The sequence below is a fragment of the Citrobacter sp. Cpo126 genome, from assembly GCF_030332445.1.
Classification (GTDB): Bacteria; Pseudomonadota; Gammaproteobacteria; order Enterobacterales; family Enterobacteriaceae; genus Citrobacter; species Citrobacter portucalensis.
Genome location: NZ_JAOWHT010000027.1, coordinates 317,127 through 338,289, shown reverse-complemented (window position 1 = coordinate 338,289; position 21,163 = coordinate 317,127). Strand labels below are relative to the sequence as shown.

General features: G+C 52.1%; 19 protein-coding genes. 3 read left to right on the top strand and 16 right to left on the bottom strand.

From position 1 onward, the window contains the following. Positions 1-34: 34 nt before the first annotated feature. From OGY17_RS06585 to OGY17_RS06540, 10 genes are all read right to left on the bottom strand, one after another. Positions 35-451: a hypothetical protein gene (locus tag OGY17_RS06585; protein ID WP_060682641.1), complete on the bottom strand. Its 417-nt coding sequence runs from the start codon at positions 449-451 to the stop codon at positions 35-37. Beyond that, a complete protein-coding gene (locus tag OGY17_RS06580) occupies positions 420-2,294 on the bottom strand; it encodes a PAAR domain-containing protein (protein WP_286606698.1) in 1,875 nt (624 codons plus the stop codon). Before OGY17_RS06580 ends, OGY17_RS06585 begins: the two co-directional genes overlap by 32 nt. A gap of 417 nt (positions 2,295-2,711) precedes the next feature. Next, positions 2,712-5,213, bottom strand: a complete 2,502-nt coding sequence (gene copA, locus OGY17_RS06575; protein WP_008783975.1) for a copper-exporting P-type ATPase CopA — start codon at positions 5,211-5,213, stop codon at positions 2,712-2,714. Between the two features lie 147 nt (positions 5,214-5,360). Continuing rightward, positions 5,361-6,131 (bottom strand): heme ABC transporter ATP-binding protein, encoded by a 771-nt coding sequence (locus tag OGY17_RS06570; RefSeq protein ID WP_008783976.1) that lies wholly within the window; start codon positions 6,129-6,131, stop codon positions 5,361-5,363. Next, positions 6,128-7,120, bottom strand: a complete 993-nt coding sequence (locus tag OGY17_RS06565) for a FecCD family ABC transporter permease (RefSeq protein WP_048235958.1) — start codon at positions 7,118-7,120, stop codon at positions 6,128-6,130. Before OGY17_RS06565 ends, OGY17_RS06570 begins: the two co-directional genes overlap by 4 nt. Before the next feature lie 51 nt (positions 7,121-7,171). After that, positions 7,172-7,795 (bottom strand): anaerobilin reductase, encoded by a 624-nt coding sequence (gene chuY, locus OGY17_RS06560; protein ID WP_286606694.1) that lies wholly within the window; start codon positions 7,793-7,795, stop codon positions 7,172-7,174. Then, on the bottom strand, positions 7,795-8,289 hold the full coding sequence (gene hutX / locus OGY17_RS06555; protein ID WP_032942563.1) for a heme utilization cystosolic carrier protein HutX: 495 nt from the start codon (positions 8,287-8,289) through the stop codon (positions 7,795-7,797). Before hutX ends, chuY begins: the two co-directional genes overlap by 1 nt. Before the next feature lie 12 nt (positions 8,290-8,301). Further along, positions 8,302-9,639 carry a heme anaerobic degradation radical SAM methyltransferase ChuW/HutW gene (gene hutW, locus OGY17_RS06550; protein WP_008783980.1) on the bottom strand — a complete coding sequence of 446 codons (1,338 nt, stop codon included), beginning with the start codon at positions 9,637-9,639 and terminating at the stop codon, positions 8,302-8,304. A gap of 18 nt (positions 9,640-9,657) precedes the next feature. After that, positions 9,658-10,482, bottom strand: a complete 825-nt coding sequence (locus OGY17_RS06545; RefSeq protein ID WP_286606692.1) for a heme/hemin ABC transporter substrate-binding protein — start codon at positions 10,480-10,482, stop codon at positions 9,658-9,660. A 2-nt stretch (positions 10,483-10,484) separates the two neighbouring features. Continuing rightward, positions 10,485-12,629, bottom strand: a complete 2,145-nt coding sequence (locus tag OGY17_RS06540; protein ID WP_286606690.1) for a TonB-dependent receptor plug domain-containing protein — start codon at positions 12,627-12,629, stop codon at positions 10,485-10,487. Positions 12,630-12,919: 290 nt separating this feature from the next. Here OGY17_RS06540 and cueR point away from each other — a divergent pair, with 290 nt between their 5' ends. After that, positions 12,920-13,330, top strand: a complete 411-nt coding sequence (gene cueR / locus OGY17_RS06535; protein ID WP_008783984.1) for a Cu(I)-responsive transcriptional regulator — start codon at positions 12,920-12,922, stop codon at positions 13,328-13,330. Here the strand turns inward: cueR and OGY17_RS06530 are convergent. From OGY17_RS06530 to OGY17_RS06515, 4 genes are read right to left on the bottom strand one after another with little or no spacing between them, the layout of a single operon-like run. Then, on the bottom strand, positions 13,327-14,043 hold the full coding sequence (locus OGY17_RS06530) for a DUF3142 domain-containing protein (protein WP_286606688.1): 717 nt from the start codon (positions 14,041-14,043) through the stop codon (positions 13,327-13,329). The two genes, cueR and OGY17_RS06530, sit on opposite strands and share 4 nt — an antisense overlap. Beyond that, entirely contained in the window at positions 14,013-16,157 is a 2,145-nt protein-coding gene (locus OGY17_RS06525; RefSeq protein ID WP_286606686.1) for a PA5441 family protein, read from the bottom strand. The genes OGY17_RS06530 and OGY17_RS06525 overlap by 31 nt, the downstream gene beginning before the upstream one ends. A gap of 19 nt (positions 16,158-16,176) precedes the next feature. Next, the gene (locus tag OGY17_RS06520) at positions 16,177-16,635 is read right to left on the bottom strand and encodes an NfeD family protein (RefSeq protein ID WP_032942572.1); all 459 of its coding nucleotides are present in this window, start codon (positions 16,633-16,635) and stop codon (positions 16,177-16,179) included. Continuing rightward, positions 16,632-17,549 carry an SPFH domain-containing protein gene (locus tag OGY17_RS06515; protein WP_003831073.1) on the bottom strand — a complete coding sequence of 306 codons (918 nt, stop codon included), beginning with the start codon at positions 17,547-17,549 and terminating at the stop codon, positions 16,632-16,634. The genes OGY17_RS06520 and OGY17_RS06515 overlap by 4 nt, the downstream gene beginning before the upstream one ends. A gap of 258 nt (positions 17,550-17,807) precedes the next feature. Here OGY17_RS06515 and fetA point away from each other — a divergent pair, with 258 nt between their 5' ends. Both fetA and fetB read left to right on the top strand, forming a co-directional pair. Continuing rightward, a complete protein-coding gene (fetA, locus tag OGY17_RS06510) occupies positions 17,808-18,485 on the top strand; it encodes an iron efflux ABC transporter ATP-binding subunit FetA (protein ID WP_008783988.1) in 678 nt (225 codons plus the stop codon). Further along, positions 18,472-19,251, top strand: coding sequence for an iron efflux ABC transporter permease subunit FetB (gene fetB, locus OGY17_RS06505; RefSeq protein WP_048214769.1), 780 nt, complete (start codon positions 18,472-18,474; stop codon positions 19,249-19,251). The genes fetA and fetB overlap by 14 nt, the downstream gene beginning before the upstream one ends. A gap of 105 nt (positions 19,252-19,356) precedes the next feature. Here fetB and OGY17_RS06500 read toward each other — a convergent pair whose 3' ends face one another. Both OGY17_RS06500 and OGY17_RS06495 read right to left on the bottom strand, forming a co-directional pair. After that, positions 19,357-20,211 carry a co-chaperone YbbN gene (locus tag OGY17_RS06500; protein WP_267454096.1) on the bottom strand — a complete coding sequence of 285 codons (855 nt, stop codon included), beginning with the start codon at positions 20,209-20,211 and terminating at the stop codon, positions 19,357-19,359. Positions 20,212-20,269: 58 nt separating this feature from the next. Then, positions 20,270-21,040, bottom strand: a complete 771-nt coding sequence (locus OGY17_RS06495; protein ID WP_003835790.1) for an SDR family oxidoreductase — start codon at positions 21,038-21,040, stop codon at positions 20,270-20,272. Between the last annotated feature and the right edge of the window lie 123 nt (positions 21,041-21,163).

Here is a 21,163-nt window from a genome sequence, read left to right as displayed (position 1 = left end):
AGAAGGGACTCTGACAAAGTCCCCTCTGTGCAACTTACACTATATTTTCAATACAAATCAAACTAGATATTAGTATAGTCAATATGAACCAAATGGCAGCTTCCACCTTAAAACCTGTAATCAGATAACCAGGTAAATTGCGAATAAATGTATATCCTTCTATGCTCATATCATGATTTGTAACACGATTATATGGAAATATTAGGCTACCCATTATAAAACCAACTTTTGCGTGATATGCAGCCGGGGAACCAATCAAACTAGCCCCCCTTGCCAGACGCGCTGTCTGAGGTAAACGGTCAAATTTTTCCTCATATAATTTCACGATTTTCTCATAGTTATCTTTATTAATTACATATGAAACAAATACTAATACAACAAAACCAAATAAAATAGCCGTAATAAATAAAAACCTTATATTATCGAAGTTTTCTATCAAAAAATTTTTCATATATTAGCATCCCTGATTCTTCATTAAACGTGTCGGGTGAATGGGTTAATTTATCTGGATTATTATCTATCGCATTATTAATAGTTTCTCCCCAAAACTCCCCCCATTCTTCACCTTCTTCCTCAGCTACTTTTCCAGCTACAATTCCCGTACCGATTCCTGTTACCAGGCATAGTCCCGCACCGATCGCACCTACTTCTGATGTGACAAGCCCCAATGCCCACATACAGATTGCCCTTGCTGTTGGTCCAGCGGCACCTCCCGCAGCAATACCCACTACCTGTTTAGCGCCAAATTTACTATACTCCGTTATTGCCGCTTTTTTGCACTCGCTTTCTCGTCCCTTTGCGCAAGCCTCATAAACGTTAGTTGTATAACTCGCTAAATCCAGACCAATACCGACATAACCTGTCGTTCTCATTATTTTTAGAAGTTTGGCAGATTTTTCTATGTAGCTTGCATAACCTTCAATATCTTTCACACCTGTTTGATCCCACTTATGTATAATGGATTTTGTCGATAAACCCAGTGCTTGTTTTATTTCCTTGTATTGTTTTAAATTTAATTGTTCTTTTGAAAACCTATTCAAAATGCCATCTAACTTCTTAAACAACCTTTCTCGTTGACCAAAAAACTCCTCCCCGGAAATACGACCAGAATTACTACTGTATGTTCTTTTATAAAGTTCCTGTATCTCATTGAGAGTTTTATTAATTTCTCCATAATAACCCCCTCCAGCATCCTTTATATATCCTAAGATATCTCCACTTTGTCCTAAAGCATCGCTGTATATATTAGATGAAAATATATCTATTGGGGTTCTGTTTTCATACAATAACTTGGCTTCCTCATTCGTCAGCGGCTCAAGTGCTTTATCAATTTTGTTCCTTGCCGTTTGCAATTGCGCAATTTTTTCAGGCGACTGGGATAGTGGATCAGCAACAACTAAGATTGAACCTGGTTTTTTCTTTTTTTCAGAATTCAACTGATGATATAACTCTTTTACTCCTGATGGCGGATTAACCATTAACTCACATTCATATAATTTAGGCGTCGTCAATTCTGGTACTACACAAAAACCCGGTTCAACTGATAGTCTCGACTCTGAAATTTGTCTTGTTGCGTGAACCGGAGATGTGGGATTTTGAGGCCTGTTTGCTGATTTATAACTTGCTAAAATATAATCATCATATCTGTAAGTAATATTCAAATGGGGGACAAATCGACAGTGGCAAGGACATGTACCTCTGCTATGTGCTGAACCAGCCAGTGAACAGATAATTTCCGTTTCGTATTGAGACATATCACGTCCCATTATTAAGTAATGATCATATAATTCATTACTTATCCTTGTTCTGAATAAAAAATTAGATTTTCTATGAGAAAAGATATCTTTGCTTTCATCATTAACGATTATTTTTTTTCTCAGGTTTATCGTTCCCCCTACACTTCCGAGAAATCTGCAATGTTCAAATCCGTTTTCGGAACCCCGAAGATAATCAGGGGGCCTTCTATACAAAGTAGTTTCTTCTTTAAGCCGTTTCATCGATGTTGATGGTGGCTCTACTTTTCGACCTTCCGAGTCCATATCACTATCCCAGGAACTTAAGTTTGTTCGGCGAAATGAGTTTTTCCCTCTTTCAATCCATGAACCTTTAGGTACGCCGCCTTTAATGTTATATTTTTTACCATTAACGCCGCATACATACTCGTCCATTTCATACACTATTTCCATTCCATCAACGGTATGGCATTCCTTACTCTTTAATATAAATCCGCCACAACTCGTTCTATCTCCCGGTGATAATAAAAAACCTTCAGAACGATTATTAAAAAATCTCATAATTAAATTCTTCCATAAACTATCAAAGGTTGATATCAGTCTATTTTTATTGATTTTGTTGTGATGTTACATGCAAATTTCAAAAAAAATCTTGAACTTTTACATTGAATATTCAGGATGTAAATGTGATGCCCGGAATTAATAAATATTTTAAATCTTGTTCTAATTCAAATAGAGGTTTTTAAAGATTAAGTCTGTGTCTCTTATTTCAGGGAATGACAGATAACGTTCACCAGGTTTACGCGCATTCATTTTTTAAATATTCGTTTCTTGGTTATCGGGAACGTTAAATCCAATTACATTTATATTTGCGATTAAATTATCGTCAATGATTTTGAACAATGTTGGTTTGATCCGGCCTACAATGTTACTTGCACTTTGTAGGCCGGATAAGCGTGAGCGCCATGCGGCAGGGGGTTACTCTTTCGGTTTGAAGCGCAGCAGTCGGTTAGCGTTGCTCACCACAGTAATGGAGGAGAGTGCCATCGCCGCTCCTGCAACGACTGGATTCAGCAGTGTTCCGGTGAACGGCCACAGGATCCCCGCGGCAACGGGAATACCGATGCTGTTATAAATAAACGCGCCGACCAGGTTCTGCTTCATATTACGCAACGTTGCCCGGGAGATAGACAGTGCATCCGCAACGCCCATCAGGCTATGGCGCATCAGCGTAATCGCGGCGGTTTCAATCGCTACATCGCTGCCGCCACCCATGGCAATTCCTACATCGGCCTGAGCCAGCGCAGGTGCATCGTTGATACCGTCACCCACCATGGCAACCTGACGCCCCTGGCTTTGCAGACGTTTAATCGCCTCGGCTTTACCGTCCGGCAGAACACCGGCAATCACCTCATCAATACCGGCTTCTTTGGCAATAGCGTTAGCCGTGGTCGGGTTGTCACCGGTAAGCATCACCAGACGATATCCGTTGCGGTGCAGGCGCTGAAGTGCTGCCACGCTGTCGCTACGCAGCGGATCACGCACCGCTAACAGAGCAGCCGCTTTACCATCAATCGCCAACAGGACCGGGGTTGACCCCTGGGATGCCTGAGCGGTGATTTCAGCTTCCATTTCAGTGGTATCTACCTGTTGCTCATTGAGCAGCGCCTGGTTGCCCAGCAGCAGCGTATGACCTTCCGTTTCACCGCTTACGCCTAAACCGCGCAGCGTACGGAAACCATTGACCTGTGGCAGCGTAACATCACCGGCTTTGTCCAGTATCGCTCTGGCCAGCGGGTGGCTGGACCCCTGTTCAAGGGCCGCAGCCAGACGAATTGCCAGTGCTTCATCGGTGTTGCCAAACGTTTTGATGGCGACAACCTGCGGTTTACCTTCAGTCAATGTCCCGGTTTTATCAAATACGACGGTATCAAGCGTACTGGCGCGCTGCAGCGCATCGGCATCACGAACCAGAACCCCAAACTCAGCAGCACGACCCACACCGGAAATAATCGACATTGGTGTAGCCAGGCCCAGCGCACAAGGGCAGGCAATAATCAGTACGGTAGTGGCAATCACCAGCGTATAAACAATTTGTGGTGCCGGCCCGAAGAAATACCAGATTGCCGCACTCACCAGCGCAATGACGACGACGACCGGAACGAACACTGAGGAGATACGGTCGGCTAGTTTACCAATCTCCGGTTTACTGCTTTGCGCCTGGCGCACCATACGAATAATGCGTGACAGCGTGGTATGGCTGCCAACGGCACTGGCGCGGAACAGCACGCTGCCGTCCTGTACGACCGTACCGGCGTGGACGCTATCGCCTTCGCCTTTTTGTTGCGGAATAGGCTCTCCGGTCAGCATGGCTTCATCCAGCCAGGCTTCGCCCTGAGTGATTTCGCCATCTACCGGAACGCGGTCACCGGTGGTCAGGCGCAGCAACATTCCCGCCTGAACGTCTGCCAGCGGCACGTTCTTTTCGCCTTCGTCGGTAACAACACGCGCGGTCGGCGGTGTCAGATCGAGTAATTTTTCCAGTGCTTTGGACGAACGCTGGCGAGCCCGCGCTTCCAGCATGTGCCCGAGGTTAATCAGACCGATAATCATCGCACTGGCTTCATAATAGAGGTGTCGCGCTTCCATCGGGAACCATTGCGGCCAGAGGTTGACGCTCATGGAATAAAGCCATGCCACCCCCGTACCCAGCGCCACCAGCGTATCCATGGTCGCGGTGCCGTTCATCAGGCTTTTCCACGCATTGCGGTAAAAGTGACCGCCCGCGAAAACCATCACGGCAAGCGTTGTCAGACCAATCGTCAGCCACAGGCTGCGGTTGTCGGCAGTGACCATCATGTTTTCGCCAATCATTCCCCATACCATGACAGGGATACCCAGCAGCAGCGCGACGGCCGCCTGCCAGCGAAAACGTTTCATGGTTGCTACGGCGGTTTCTTGCTGACGCTCGCGGCGCTTAACATCATCTTCAATGGCTTCTGCACCGTAGCCCGCTTTTTCCACCGCTTTCACTAACTGGTCGGCGGACGCACTGCCCATTACCAGCGCAGTACGTTCCGCCAGGTTTACCCGTGCCTGCGTGACACCCGGTACGCTTTGCAGAGCATCTTGTACGCGGATAACACAGCTGGCGCAGCTCATGCCGTTTAACAGCAACTGTTGGCTGTCATCATCAGCCGTAGCTGCCGGAAGCTCGGAAGGGACCGCTGCCAGTGCTTCCGACGGGATTGATGACTCCGTCAGCGGTTTAGCCTTTGGGTGGCTTAACTCCGCGCCGTAACCGGCTTGTTTGATGGTTTCAATCAGCGCTTCAGCACTGGCGCTCCCGGTGATGTGCGCTTCAGTCACAGTGACATCCGCTTGCTCAACGTCCGGGCGTTGCTCCAGACTTTCTTTAACGCGTTTTACGCAGTGACCACAGGACAAGCCGTCCAGGGTTAGATCGATTGTTTGAGACATAACCAACTCCTTTATTGCAGGATTAACTGACTGTGATAAAGGTTAAACCTTCCATCTAGGGGAAGGTCAAGGGAGTTTTTAGAAAAGGTGCAAAAAGGGCGTAAAGGAAGAAAAACGGGAACGTCAGGTCAGCACGTTCCCGGTCTGTTATTGATTGAGAACGATAAGCGGCGTTCGATGCTGCGGTTCATTCATCACCGTGAGATCGGCGCCGTACAGTGCATTTAGTGACGATTGCTGCAGAACATCCTGCGGACGACCGTTATCAACTATCCTGCCGCGTTCCATCAATACAACGCGGTCAGCATAGCGCGCCGCAAGGTTGAGATCGTGCAGGACGCAGCAGACGCTGAACTGTCGTTCACCTACCAGACGACGCAGCAGACGAAAAAGATGCTGTTGGTGGTGAATATCCAGGGCGGAGGTGGGTTCATCGAGAAACAACCATTTTGGCCTGGGTTCGGGCTCCCAAAGTTGAACCAGCAGACGCGCCAGCTGTACCCGCTGTTGTTCTCCTCCCGACAGGTGCCGGTAATCGCGCGCGGCCAGCGCCTGGCAGTCACACAACGTCATGATGTGCTCCGTTTCATCGCCCGTGTTGCGCGTACGATACGGATGCCTGCCCATGCGGATGACCTCCTGCACGCTAAACGGGAAGGCCATATGACTGTTCTGGCGCATCACGGCACGGGTTTTTGCCAGCTCGGTGATTGGCCACTCGTTCAGCGGCTTGCCAAACAAGCTACAACGCCCGCTGTGGGGCTGCAGATAGCCCGTAAGCTGGCGAAGCAGCGTCGATTTTCCGGCCCCATTCGGGCCAAGAATCGCGATGATTTCTCCATCAGGTAGCGTCAGGGAAACGTCATCGGTCAGTCGTCTGCCCTGAATGTGGTAGACCAGATTTTCAGCGACGATCATGACATCCTCCGGCTACGCAGTATTAACCACAGGAAATACGGTCCACCGATCAGGCTGGTTAACAGACCAACAGGCATTTCGGCAGGCTGAACAAGTGTGCGGGCCAGCGTGTCGGCAATCAGAAGTAAACAGGCACCGGCCAACGTAGAGCAAGGAATCAACCAGCGATGATCGGCGCCGGTAGTCATTCTGATCAGATGCGGGATCACCAGGCCAATAAAGCCAATCACGCCGCTGACGGAAACGGCAGCGCCAACCAGGAGCGAGCTGAGCAACAGTAACTGCTGGCGCTTACGTTTGACGTTTACGCCGAGGTAATGCGCCTCTTCATCACCCAACTGCAGCAAATTAAGCGTTCCCGCCATACAGACGGTGACTGCAATGGCTGGAAGAACAAACGTGCTGGCAACCAGCAGCGTTGGCCACTGGGCCTGGCCGAGATTCCCCATCATCCACAGCGTAAGTTGACGTAGCTGCTGTTCGTCGCCCACATAGCTCAGTACACCAATAGCCGAACCGCACAGAGCATTGATAGCGATACCTGCTAACAGTAGTTGCATCATTCCGCCGTGGTTATGACGCTGACTTATCAGGAAAATAATCGTGCAGACCACCATGCTGCCCGCGACGGCAAAAATCATCTGCTCATACAACACCAGCACTACGGGGAATGAAAATGGGATAACTATCGCGATGCCGACCATCAGCGCGGAGCCGCTGCTGACGCCAAGCAGGCCGGGATCGGCCATTGGATTGCGAAAAAGTCCCTGCATAATGACCCCTGCCGTAGCCAGCGCAGCACCGACCAAAACGGCCAGCAGTACGCGGGGCAGGCGGATGTTCAACCAGATATCTCGGTATTCGTCGTTGAACAGGGCGCTGAAGCTAATGTTCAACGCCCCCTGGCTGGCACCGAACAGCATCAGAGCGACCAGCAAGAGAGAAAGGCCCGTCAGAATGCTGACGGAAGAAAGCGAGTCCTTAAGCACGCAACGCTCCATAACGTCTTTGCGGCGCGAAGTTTCCGCGCCGCGAGGGGTTTACGCGGGTTTCAGTCCCGGCTCAACTAAACTGTAAATCTGGTTATTGAGTGTCGGCGCCGTGGCCAGTTCGTGAATGTGCCTGGCAACATCCGCGCGCATCACAAAGCCATGACACTCCTCGGCCTGTATGCGTTGCGCCAGACCTGTGGCTTCACCATTCAGCAAACCGCCGGGGCGGAGAATGGCGTAGTCCAGTAGACTGGTTTGTAGCCAGCTTTCAGCCAACGATTTTTCCCGTACGGCCTGGCCAAATGCGGCCCTGGCGCGTGGGGACAAAAAGGGCCAACTGTCGCCACAGCCCAGAGAGGTAACCAGAATCATGCGTTTGATCTCAGCTTTTTCTGCTTCATCAATGACGGTTCTGTGCGCCAGATAATCCTGGGTACCGCCCATGGAGGAGATCACCGTGGCATGCTGACCCGCTGCGCGACAGGCGCAGGCGGTGACCTGGCTGTCGCAGGCGTCGCCAATAAAGACCTGCACACCTTTTTCCTGCAGCCCGGCAGCAACCTGGGGATTGCGAACGACAGCAATCACCGGACGATGCTCCGCCAGTGCGAGCTCCAGCGTTTTCGCGCCGACGCCGCTTCCACCTGCACCAAAAATAAGCCATGGAGCCATCAGGCATGTTCCTTTAAAGATGAAGACAACGTGTGAAAGGCGCTGACTTGTTCGGCCAGCAGCTGTCGATGCTCATCGCGACCGAGGAAAATTTTGAACATAGCGCTACCCGCCTGGTTGAAGAAGAGAATGGACGCAGTGTCCATTCCCATAAATTTGCGTTCAATCAGGGCAATATGCGTGCAGTTTTCTGCCTTGATATGACCGGTCATGCCTTTTTTGCCGCGCAGGTTGAAGTAACCGTGGCGGTGGAATCCGGAAGGTAATTCACCGGTGAATTCCAGAATGACATCAGCAGTATGGACCAGGGTGGTGACTTTGCCCCATTCGCAGACGGTTTCCCAGACGGTATCAAATTGACTGCCGGAAACCAGCGTTGGGGAAGGGAGGTTTTTCACCACCTCCAGCAATGTAGTGTTGTACTGGGCTGCGATAGCTTCCAGCGTACCGTCCGGCTCAGTTTTCAAAAAATCCTGTAAAGAGACATGGCTCATTATTCACTCCTTTTATGGTTGCTCTACCGCAATGCGCGGCGCGTTAAGTTCCTGAATCAGTTCATCAAGAGACTGCAAAATATTGCTCGCCCAAAAACGCCCTTCATTGGTCAGGCGTACACAGGTGCTGGCATCTCGCGTCAGTCCTGCGTGATGCCATTGGGTCAGTAGCGGGGCCAGTTTTTGTGCATGAGGCGTCAGCTCATCCAGCGGAATGCGGGCCGTCTCAATACCGGCCTGGAGAGTGTGTCGCCACTGGAAACCACGCTCGGCGGTGCGCATCATCATCATTAGCGGTTTTTTTCCGGCGGCGATAGATTCATGCCATGTATTCAGGTTGCGCTCGACCATCCAGGAATAGCCATTGACTGACCCTCCTGCGCCAGAGCCGAATGCCAGACAGTCTGCACCCTGTTTAATCAGCAGGTTGTACAGATTGCGTTCCCGTGTGGTACGCGCCCAGTGGCTGTTGCTGATGCAGCGCCAGCCCGCGCTGTCCATGAAATCGCAGCCCTGAAGATAGAGATCGCGGCGTTCGGCGGGAGAGGGAACGGTTGTGCGCCCGGTTTCAACCGCTTTGCCAAGCGGTGTATTAGGGATCAGATTCAGCGCATAAAGATCTACGCCGTCGAGGCCGATGTCGCGGGCAATCGCCAGATCCTCGCCCCACAGTTTTGCGTCTTGTCCTGGCAGACCAAACAGCAGATCGCACACCACGGCGGCACGATCTCGTTTTACCAGTCCCTGCATAAAGGCCGTCGCGGTCGGGCCGTCCGAAGTACGCGCCATTTTCTTGCGGATTCGGCTGTTAAAAGACTGAATACCGATTGAAAATCTATTGGCGCCAGCGTCAAGGCAGGCATCAATTCGCGCATCGTCAAAATTGAGCACCCGTCCCTCAATGGTGATTTCGCAGTCCGGCGCCAACGGTAGCTTGTCACGCAGCGCGGTAATGATTCTGGCCAGGTCCTGTGCAGACAGCGCAGAAGGCGTACCGCCGCCAAAATAGACGGCGTGAATGGGGGCCGACTGATGTAATGCGCTATCAGCTTCCATCTCTATTTCGCGCAACAGCGCGTTGGTGTAGAGGGCGCAGTTGTCTTCTTCAAATCGGTTTTGATAAAAACCGCAGAAAGTACAATGTGTTGCACAAAAAGGAATATGCAAGTACACCAGCCGTTTACGCGGTGGGGTTGGCTGGTTGATGACCTCCTGCCAGGTCTGTGACAATAGCTCTTTGGCAACCGGGATCGCCCCACGCCAGGGCATCGTGGCGCGGCGATCCTTAAATGGCTGACTTCCCTCGAGCGCAAAATGCGCGGTGAGATCCAGCGAATGTTCAGTTTTCATTCTTCTTAATAAATCCAGTTAGTGAGGCCAGAATTGCTGGTGCAGGGCTTCAACCGCATCGGCGACGCGTGGTCCCATTCCCAGAATCAGCGCCTGGTCTACCGCCACAATGCGCTGGTTTTTCCAGGCCGCAGTGTGGGTAATACCGGCAATCGCGCTCAGGCGAGCCAGACCGCCATCGACCATTTGCGACGTCACCACGATCACCTCCGGGTTGGCGGCGATCAGTGACTCCGCGCTGTAGCTTTTATACTGCTCATGGGTGGCGACATTTTGTGCGCCTGCGAGGGCCATAATGGCATCGGCAACGCTGCCTTTTCCGGCGATCTGAGGTGCGCTGCCGCCAGCAGAGAGAATGAACATGGCTTTGACCGGCGCGTTTTTCGCCGCCACGCTGTGCTTAATACGCTCCAGACGTTGCTGCAGGCGATTGACTAGCGCCTCACCTTGGTCAGGAATGTGCAGTGTTGTAGCCAGTTCTCGAATGTTGGCGTACATCTGTTCGACGGTGGCCGGTACGCGCGGCAACGTCACGACGTTAACCTTTTGCGCCCGCAACTGATCCAACACGATTTGGGGACCTGCATCCTGCCAGGTGATAAAACTGTCCGGATGGAGCGACAAAATGCCCTCGCTGCTTAACTGCTTCCAGTAGCCGATATGCGGGAGTGCGGCAGTTTCGGGCGGATACGAGGTGGTTTCATCAACGCCAACCACCCGGTTGCCGACGCCCATGGCGTATACCAGTTCACTAAGCGAGCCGCCCGCCACCACCAGGCGGTCGGCGGACTGGGCACTGAAAACGCAGGCGAGGCTCAGTAAGCCAATCATGAGCTTTTTCATCGTCAGAAATTCCACGCAAAGCCAACGGCGGCATTGAAACCAGCATCTGGAATAGATTCATGTGCGGTTCTGTAACGCTTATCGGTCAGGTTGTTGAGCGCGAGGTTGACCTGATACTGGTCCTGCGGACCGAACTCGGTGTTGAATGCGAGGTTAAGTGTGGCCCAGCCTGGGTAATTGATTTCCGTGGTGCCGGTATTATCTTTAGCGCTGGACGCCGCGCGGATAAAGGCATCGGACGTCACGTTAGCGACATTCATCAACCAGGTATGTTTCAGGCCGACACGCCCGGTCAGCGTGGGTTCGCCGGTATCCCAGGTTTTTAGGGTATTGCCTTCGTACTGACGGCGAATGAGATTACCGCTCAGGTAAGGTGAAACCGCCCAGCCGTTGTATTCTGCGGTGAGTTCCATGCCCCAGGTTTTGGCCCGATCGATGTTTTCGTAGTAGTAATAGCCGCCCCGTGAAGAGGTGGTATTACCGCTGCAAACGGGTTGGCCTGAACAGGCCAGGCTGGCGATATAGTCTTTGGCTTCGGAGTAATAAATGGCGCCGTCAATCAGCCACATATTCCCTTTATACCGTGCACCCAGCTCATAGTTATTCGAGTGTTCCGCCTTCAGGTTTGGGTTGCCGTAGGTCACGCTTCCGCCTGCGGACGTCTGCATAAACAGCTGAGTCAGCGTGGGGAAAACATAGCCCTGGGCATATGCTGCCCGGAGTTCAAGATCTTTAAAACCGGAATAGCGTAGGCTGGTTGAGGTCACCAGTTCATCATCGTGTACTGAATTTCCCCCGGTGGAATGCCAGGTGCTGCCGCTGCTTTGCAGGGTTTGCGTATCGTTGCGATTGAGCTTCGAAGACAGCCAGTACTGGCGTGCGCCTACGGTCCAGGTCCAGTCATCGGCAAAGCGCCAGTCGTTTTGCGCGAACAATGAGGTGTTGCTTTGCTCCGCTTCGTTGTATGACAGGGTGCGGGTTTGCGTATCGAAGAAGCCGGTAGCTGCGGTCTGGCGCGTACTGCCGTCCGTGTCCTGTTTGATTTTGTCATGCTGATATTGAGTGCCAATCACCAGCTCGTTGTTCGCGGGAAGGGCGAAATTGCCCTGCAGCGTTACCCCCTGGGTATACTGTTTGTCGTTGGTATTGGTTTGATTGTTTATCGTCAGCGCTTTAATCGCCGGGCTGGGGATTACCTGAGTCGTTTTGACCCGGTTTTCAAATTTGCGCTCTATTGTCTGGGTGTATGCGTCAACATGGATTTTCTTCAGGTAATCCCCGCCAGCCGCGTAGTCGTAGAAAAGACCGATTTTCTCGCGTTCCAGCTTAGGTATTTTGACGCTAAAGTCGTCGAACTGGCCCTCTGGATCGTCAAACCAGGTTTGAGTAGACAGTTTGTAACGATCGAGGGAGAGTCCGATTTTATGGCGATCGAAATTGTAGCCAAGCCACACGCCCTGGCCGTTATTACGGAAATTGGTGTCGGGCAATCTCCCGTCAGGCGTATCGCGGTCCCCCTGGTCGGAATAGCTGCCATTGATGCGGTAGTAAAAGTTTCCGATGCTGCCCCAGGCTGCTGCTGATTCTTCCCATCCTGCCGTTGCCGAGTTATAAACGGCCTTAACGCTGCCGCCGAGAGGCTTATCGCCGCCTTTTTTCGTAATAAAGTTTACGACACCGCCAATCGCCTGCGAACCGTAAAGGACAGAGTAGGGGCCTTTTACTACTTCAATCCGTTCCAGCGCGGATTCGTCAATCAGCAAACCGGCCCCGTAGTTTTGCCCGGCGCGCTGGTAGCTGACAACCTGGCCGTCGATCAAAATCAGCACCCGCGAAGAGGCTTCGCCACGGATACGAATTTGTTTCCGGCCAGCGAGGGCGTTATCGGTGACTTCGACGCCGGGAATATCTTGTAAATCATCAGCAATAGAAACGCTGGTGGAGTTTTGCAGCGTCTGGCGATCGATAACCTGAATAGTTGCCGGGCTATCCCAGAGACTACTTTCAGAGCGGTTAGCCGTGACGATCACCGTATCATCGTCGGGCGTTGAAGCGTGTGTTGTAGAGATAGCTGCAGAAGCAGCGCCGGACATGCATAATGTCAGGGCTGAAAGAATAAATGGCCTTTGGTTAATCCGTGGCAACATAAGAGAACCTTTATTAAATGTAAATGATCATCATTATCATTCGCATTTGTATATAAAAATGTTTCCCTTTGTTCAACATGAAAGATGCATAACCAATATATCTTTTGATTTGAGTCAATTTTGTACGGTCAATAAATACTGAAATGTGATCTGTATCGGGTATAACAATGTGAATAGAAAGGATTTATTCATCTCTTTGTTGGCTTATAATGTGCAGATTTCTCGGGTAAATGATTACGGCAATCTGGGCTATAATGTGGCTCAGCACCAACAAGCACCGCGGGGGAAATGTGAATATTAGCGATGTTGCGAAAAAAACCGGTTTAACCAGCAAAGCCATTCGCTTTTATGAAGAGAAAGGACTGGTGACGCCGCCGCTGCGTAGTGACAATGGCTATCGCACTTACAACCAACAGCATCTGAATGAACTGACGTTGCTGCGTCAGGCGCGGCAGGTTGGATTTAATCTGGAAGAGTGCGGCGAGCTGGTAAACCTGTTTAACGATCCGGCGCGTCACAGCGCGGATGTGAAAAAGCGCACCCTGGAAAAGGTGGCGGATATTGAGCGGCATATCAGTGAGCTGCAGGCCATGCGCTTGCATTTACTGGCGCTGGCGGACAGTTGCCCGGGTGATGACAGCGCTGAATGTCCGATTATGGATAATCTCTCCGGCTGCTGCCATCACAAAGCGAAGGCTTAACGGCGAGAAGGATTAAGCATAAACACCACCGTACCGCGGTACCACGGAGATTTCTCAAGCTGCGCTTCAGCCAGTGGATCTCGGCTACCGTTTTGCACCAGTCCCAGCTTAAATGGAATGCGCAGGCGGCTCAGCGCGGGTAGATACGCCTGATAATTCGTCACCGTGCGACGCCCCTGATAGCTTTGCACCACCAGTTCATCGACCGCCAACGCGTTCAGCGTAGCGACGTCGCCCGTTTTTGCCCAATCCAGTAGTCCGGTTACCCCTAGCGCAAACTCGGCCGGGAGCTGTTGGCGCAGTTGCTGCAGAAAGCGGGCGTAGTCGGTCAGTTGATGGGTCGCTGCGTCAAAATCAACCTGCAGGCCGACGACGTTATTCCCGGCGGTCTGCCAGCGCTGCATCAACCGTATGATACGCGCCGGGATATCTTCCGGTACGTCGAGGGTTGTAAAGCGTACGGTCAGCCAGATTGAGGGAAAAGACAGACGACTGACCGGCAGTCCGAGGCGCTGGAACACCACGTTACCGGAACGAACCAGTACCTCGCCCTGGTGCAGATAAACCGTTTGCGCGTCTTTCAGCTCGTAACTGGCTTTCACCCCAGACCACAGCCAGAAGGCTGAATGTTCACGGGCGACGACGATATCCGCCGCCTGTGCCTGGCCGAGAAGCAGTGCGGTTACCAGTAATATTTGAGTTTTTGCGCCCACGGGCTTCCCGGATACTGCGTTTTCAGTTGGGTGAACCAGCCCTTACGCTGCAATTTGTCCACGTCTTCTCCGCCACATTCGTTAGCGCCTGATGGCGCATAGCACATGATGGCGCGATACAGCGCGAAGCTCTTATCTTCGACTTCCGCGGTGGGTGAGGTGATTACCTGCTGGTAGTAGCTCTGTCTGTCGAACTGGCCGAACGGTTTCTTGCGCGAGATAGCTGATTCAAGCACATCGTTGCCAGCGCTGTTTTTCCACAGATCAACATGTGTTTGCGTGGTGCGGAAGAATTCGCCAAGGCAGTTCAGCGCGTGAGCATCATCCGCTTTTTTGCTCAATACCGTTACCGTTTCATTGAGGCTGCGGCACGTATAACCCTCCTGCGCCGTGTCGCCATTCCAGTCGAATATGCTCAGGTTAACGTCAGCAAACGCTTCGCCAATGACCGGTGATGTAATCGCGCTGGCCAGTTTTCTGTCAGTAAGCCAGTCGCCAAAACGATTATCTGTAAGATCCCGCACCAGCAGCGTATGCAACGCAATGGTACGCTCTTCGTTATTCGGGCCATGAACGGCCTGCTGGCGCAGCAGTTCTGGCGTGGCCTGCGTTTTCAGCACCTGCGAACGAAAGCGCAGGTTGGTCACCGCGCTATTCGGTGCGAAAACTGCCGCCACATCGCCGCTATATACCAGCGTGGCGGCAAGCTTAGCCTGCACATATTGCTGCTGTTCGTTATCCTGGCTGAGTTTTAACAACTGCTGCCAAAAATCGCGCGCCTCGGCCCATTTCTTCTGGCCCATCAACGCTTCGCCGTACAGCACCTGTTCGCTGAAGGCGAGGGTATCGTGAGCGGCAAGTTTCTGCGCTGGCGTAACTGTCTGAATAATTGCCGCGTAGTTGCCCGTTGCCAGCCACAGATTCAGTTGCAGGTCGCGCCATAGCGGCAGTTTTTGGCTCTGTTCAAACACCGGTTTGCTGGCGTCGAGCTGTGCCTGCGTCAGCGTGGGTTTGCTGTTGTTATCCAGGCGCAGCGCGCGTAGCAGTTCGATATAGCTGACTCGCGGCGCGTCGGGGAAGGCCTCAACGACGGACTGGTCGTAGAACGCCATGCCATAGACATTATCGTATTCGATGACATTTTCGCGCAGTTGCCGTGCGTCAGCCGACTGCTTCAGCGTCTGTTCATACAACCCGGCCAGCTGCGGCCATGACTGTAAATACCAGTTGATGCGACGCAACATACCTCGTGAAGAGTCAGCGTAGAGTCCTTGGGGAAAACTCTGCAGATAGGCCTGCGCCAACTCTTGAGCCTGAGTGGCATCCTCGCGATTAATTTTCGCAATATCAAAATCGCCGTACTCGCCCACGCTGTTCTGACTGCTCTTGTTCAACGCCGTGCGCATCAGCATGTATTGCGCGGTCTCTGCTAACCACGGACGATCGCTTGTAGCAAGTTGAGTGAAATCCCGTTCGGCACTGGCATAATCACCGGCATAGAAACTGGCGGCTGCTGCCAGATAGCTTTTATAGGGCAGAGCTTGAGAATCTGCCGGGAAGGTGGCAAGAGAAGACTCAATTTGCTCGCGGGTTGCCCCAGAAAGCAGTCCCGTACGCGCCTGGGCTAAAGCCTGACGCTGTTCCGCTGTTAATGTGGAATCGGCCAACAGCGCGGCAAAAAAGGCGCTAACGCTCCCGGCGTTATTCGAAACATGACGGTTCTCTAGCTCAGCGTCGTTGATATTTATTTCGTCGGCGCTAATGTTCAGCTCGGCCATCTGTCGGGAGAGAGGGCTGTCCGCGGCGGATACCTGAGCTGCCGCTGTATGCGGGGCAGCCTCATCCCATTGCGGGTGATAGGCAAAATAGAAATCGCGGGAGCGGGTGATATCTGCGGGCATCGACTGTACGGGCAGAACAAATGATTTTTCCTGGCTCAGCAGCCGCAGCAGGTTGTCGCGGCTGTCGTTTTCAGGGTTAAAGGTCGGCGTTCCCTTCAGCAGGCAGCTGTCGTCGCTCCATTTGCAGTCTTCCATATCGAACGAAGCGAATGCCTGCGGGGCGGCGGTCAGCAATGTGCAAAGGGCAAAGGCAAGGGGTGTCTTCCTGACCATAGTCTTATTTCCTGTCTTTTTAGTGTGATACCGCTTTTATAATCAGGGTGATTCCCTCAACGGCAATGACTTCAACCTGCGTTCCGGCGCTCAAATCGTCACGGGCGCTAACGGGCCAGGAACTGTCGCCGACGCGCATATGTCCGCGACCATTGACCAGGTTAGTTTCCAGAGTAAATCGACGGCCAACTAACTGTTGTCCACGTTGGTTAAGATGGCTGTCGGCTGGCTGCTGCTCCTGAACGCGCCTTGCCAGCCACTTCCACCACAGCCAGGCCGCCAGCAGGGTGAGGGCGGCGAACATCGCCCCCTGCCACGCCCAGTCTAGCGGAACGAGCCAGACGACCAGACCGGTAATCACCGCTGCCACGCCGCTCCACAGCAGATAACCGTTGCCGCCCAGCATCTCGGCGGCCAGTAACAGACCACCGAGGCTGAGCCAGAAAATATGCGGGTGCACCAGAATCATCGCTATCATGATTTTTTCCGCTCGCTGGCGCTGTCCTTAACCAGTTCGGCGATCCCGGCAATGGAGCCCATCAGGCTGCTGGCATCCAGCGGCATCATCACCACTTTGCTGTTATTCGACGAGCCGATATGCTGCAGCGCTTCGGTGTATTTCTGTGCCACGAAGTAGTTCACGGCCTGAATATCCCCGGCGGCAATGGCCTCAGAAACCATCTGTGTTGCGCGGGCTTCTGCTTCTGCGGAACGTTCACGCGCTTCAGCCTGTAAAAATGCAGACTGACGTTCACCTTCCGCGATGAGGATTTTCGACTGCTTCTCACCTTCGGCCTTGACGATTTCCGCCTGGCGGATCCCTTCGGCTTCCAGAATGTAGGCGCGCTTGGTACGTTCGGCTTTCATCTGCGCGTTCATGGCGTCAATCAGTTCCGCCGGTGGACGCACGTCGCGGATCTCAATACGGGTGATTTTTATGCCCCAGGGATTGGTGGCCTCATCAACGATATGCAGCAGGCGCGTGTTGATGTTGTCGCGCTGGGAGAGCATTTCATCGAGCTCCATCGAGCCGAGAACAGTACGAATGTTGGTCATGGTCAGGTTGATGATCGCCAGTTCCAGGTTGCTGACTTCATACGCGGCTTTCGGCGCGTCGATCACCTGAATAAAGCACACAGCATCAATCGAGACGTTGGCGTTATCTTTGGAGATGACTTCCTGAGAGGGGATATCAAGCACCTGTTCCATCATATTGATCTTACGACCAATGCGGTCCATGAACGGTACAACAAGGCTTAAACCCGGTTGCAGGGTTTTGGTGTAACGGCCAAAACGCTCTACCGTCCACTGATATCCCTGCGGGACGATTTTGACGCCTGCGCCGACGATCACCAGCGCGACAAAAATAAGAATAGGAATAAAAATGAGCATTGATGAAACCTCCTGTTGTGCTGTCCTTTACTGCCTCATTAGTCAAATTATACCCGATTTATCAAGGTGAGCTCCCCTATAATAAATTACAGGGATATACCCGTCATACTTCAAGTTGCATGTGCGTTAGCTGCGTTTGCTCACCCCAGTCACATAGTTAGCTATCCTCCCGGAGGTTCACTCACTTGCTGCCTTCATGCAACTCGAATTATTTTGGGTATACACTGTCTGCACGAAAGATGTAAAAAGGGATTGGTAATGGAAGAAAGCAGCATTCTGCTTCAGTTAAAAAATGTCGCGTGGCAGGCAGGGGCGACGCAGGTTCTTAATAACATCTGTTTTGATCTCCGCGCCGGAGAATTTAAGCTGATTACCGGCCAGTCCGGCTGCGGTAAAAGCACGTTACTCAAGATTGTGGCGTCGTTAATTAGCCCGAGTTCTGGTGAAATCCTTTTTGAGGGTAAGGAGATATCAACGCTTAAGCCTGAAGCTTATCGCCAGCAGGTCTCTTATTGCGCGCAAACGCCCGCTTTGTTTGGTGACACCGTTTACGACAATCTCATTTTCCCCTGGCAAATTCGCGACAAACGTCCGGATCCGGATGTGTTTCTGGCCGATCTGGCCCGATTTGAGTTACCCGAGACGATCCTCAAAAAAAACATCAATGAGCTGTCCGGCGGCGAAAAGCAGCGCGTCTCGTTAATTCGTAATTTGCAGTTTCTGCCGAAAATTCTGCTGCTTGATGAAATCACCAGCGCGCTGGATGAATCCAACAAGCGTAATGTGAACGAATTAATTCACCACTATGTTCGCGATAAGAATATTGCTGTGCTGTGGGTGACGCATGACAAAGATGAAATTGATCATGCGGATAACGTCATAACCCTTCAACCGCACGCCGGTGAAATGCAGGAAGTAAGTAATGAACGAGCATAATATTACCAATGAATCCCTGGCGTTAGCGATGATGCTGGTGGTGGTCGCGATACTGATCAGCAACAAAGAAAAGCTGGCGCTGGAAAAAGATATTCTCTGGAGCGTTTGCCGGGCAGTGGTTCAGCTTATTATCGTGGGCTACGTGCTGAAATATATTTTTGGCGTCAACCATAGCATTCTGACTTTATTGATGGTGCTGTTTATCTGCTTTAACGCGGCCTATAACGCGCAAAAACGCAGTAAATATATTGATAAAGCTTTTCTCTCGTCGTTTATTGCCATTACGGCGGGGGCGGGGCTAACGCTTTCGGTGTTGGTTCTGTCAGGCTCTATCGAGTTCACGCCGATGCAGGTCATCCCGATCTCCGGCATGATTGCAGGCAATGCGATGGTGGCGGTGGGGCTGTGTTACAACAATTTGGGGCAGCGGTTTAACAGCGAGCAGCAGCAAATTCAGGAAAAACTCAGCCTCGGCGCAACGCCGAAGGTGGCTTCTGCACCGCTTATTCGCGACAGCATTCGCGCCTCGTTGATCCCGACGATTGATTCAGCGAAGACCGTGGGGCTGGTGAGTTTACCGGGGATGATGTCGGGATTGATCTTTGCAGGTATTGACCCGGTAAAAGCGATTAAGTATCAGATTATGGTGACGTTTATGCTGCTATCAACCGCCAGCCTGTCGACCATTATTGCCTGCTATTTAACCTATCGGAAGTTCTATAATTCGCGCCACCAACTGGTGGTGACGCCATTAAAGAAACCGTGATGTGATGCCGTATGGCGGCTATCGCCATATCCGGCCGACGGGAATGAGGTGTTGGTTGTGTTTGTAGGCCCGATAAGCGTAGCGCCATCGGGCATGATGAACCAATTAGTACAACAGCGCGTACAGCTGGCGGCGATACTTCGAGGCCAGCGCATCGCCCGTGCCCAGTGCGGCAAGGATCTCCTGGAAGGTCTTACGTGCCTGACCATCAGCAGCCGTAAGATCTTTCTTCAGGTGACTAAACAGCAATTCCAGCGACTCTTCGTTGCGTCCGACCTGGTGTAACTGAATGGCCAACTGCGTTGCCAGCGCCGCATCCTGTGGATTGCTGGCGACCTGCTGCTGCAACTGTTGGATTTCCGGCGTATCCGCCGCCTGCTTCAGCAGTTCAATCTGTGCGACCAGCCCCTGATAACGGGTATCCTGATCCTGCAATGGAATTGTTTTCAGCACAGCTTCGGCATCGTCAGAACGATTGAGGGCGATTTGCGTTTCCGCCAGCAGCAGGCCGATTTCGCTGCTCTGGTTGGAGATCTGCCAGGCTTCTTTCAGCAGCGGCAGCGCATCCACGTGATTACCGGCTTCGATGAATTCGATAGCCTGGCGTGCTTTCAGCTCTTCTTCGCTCGGCAGCACTTTCTCCAGCAGCGCGCGAATAACCTCTTCCGGTTGCGGGCCCTGGAATCCATCTACCGGCTGACCGTTCTGGAACAGATAAACCGTAGGGATCGCGCGCAGACCAAACTGGGAGGCGATCATCTGTTCGGCGTCGCAGTCCAGCTTAGCGAGAATAAACTGACCGTTATACTGGGCGGCAAGGCTCTCCAGTACCGGCGTTAATTGCAGACAGTGCTGGCTGCGCTCAGACCAAAAATAGAACAGGACCGGCGTGGTCATCGACTGTTCAAGGGTCTGCTGTAGGTTCGATTCGTTAATGTTAACAATATTCTGTGTGGACATGGAGTTACTCTCTTTTGTCGATTTCTTGTTACATGGGGGCTGACGCGCGAGCTTCAACTCAACCCTGTAAAATTTTGTCCATTATGCGGCCTGGCAACAGGCGTTTAAGCAGCATCACTGCCCAGGTCACCAGCGTAACCGGATAACGTAGCTTTGGTTTATCGCTCTCAAACGCATGACGCACTTTAGCGACAACCGCTTCTGGTCCCAGCGTAAAACGCGCGGCAATGCCGGGATTTTCAACGGGAGCATCGCTCTGGGTCTGGTTGACGTTTTCGGTAAAGCGGGTACGGATGGGGCCGGGTTCAATCAGGCTGACCTTAATCCCGCTGTGGCGCAGTTCCATACGCAGTGCGTCGGACCAGGCTTCCAGTGCATATTTGCTGGCGGCATAGGCGCCGCGTCCCGGCGTTGAGATCAATCCCATCACCGATGAGGTCATCACAATGCGCCCTTCGCCGTGGGGTAACATGGCAGGTAACAGGCGCATGGTAAGCTGATGTGCGCCAAAGAAGTTGGCGGAAAACTGCTGTTCCATCTGTTCGCGGCTGATGGTGGGCAGGGGACCATAGACGCCGTATCCGGCGTTGTTAAAGATCCCATATAAACGATTATCGGTCAGGGCGATCACTTCGTCGGCGGCGCGATCCACGCTCTCGGGTGAATCCAGATCCAGCAATACGCCGGTGAATCCCATACTGTTCATACGCGCGACATCGTCAGGTTTGCGGCAGCCTGCCAGAATTTGAAAACCCTGGCGCTTTAGCTCAAGCGCGCTTTCCAGACCGATTCCGCTGGAACATCCTGTTATTAAGACCGATTTTTGCATAACTTTACCTGTCAGGATCTCCGTTGAATTACGAGTCGTGATTTACTATATCCGTCATACTTCAAGTTGTCTGCGCGTTGGCTACGCTCGCTCACCCCAGTCACATAGTTATCTATGCTCCTG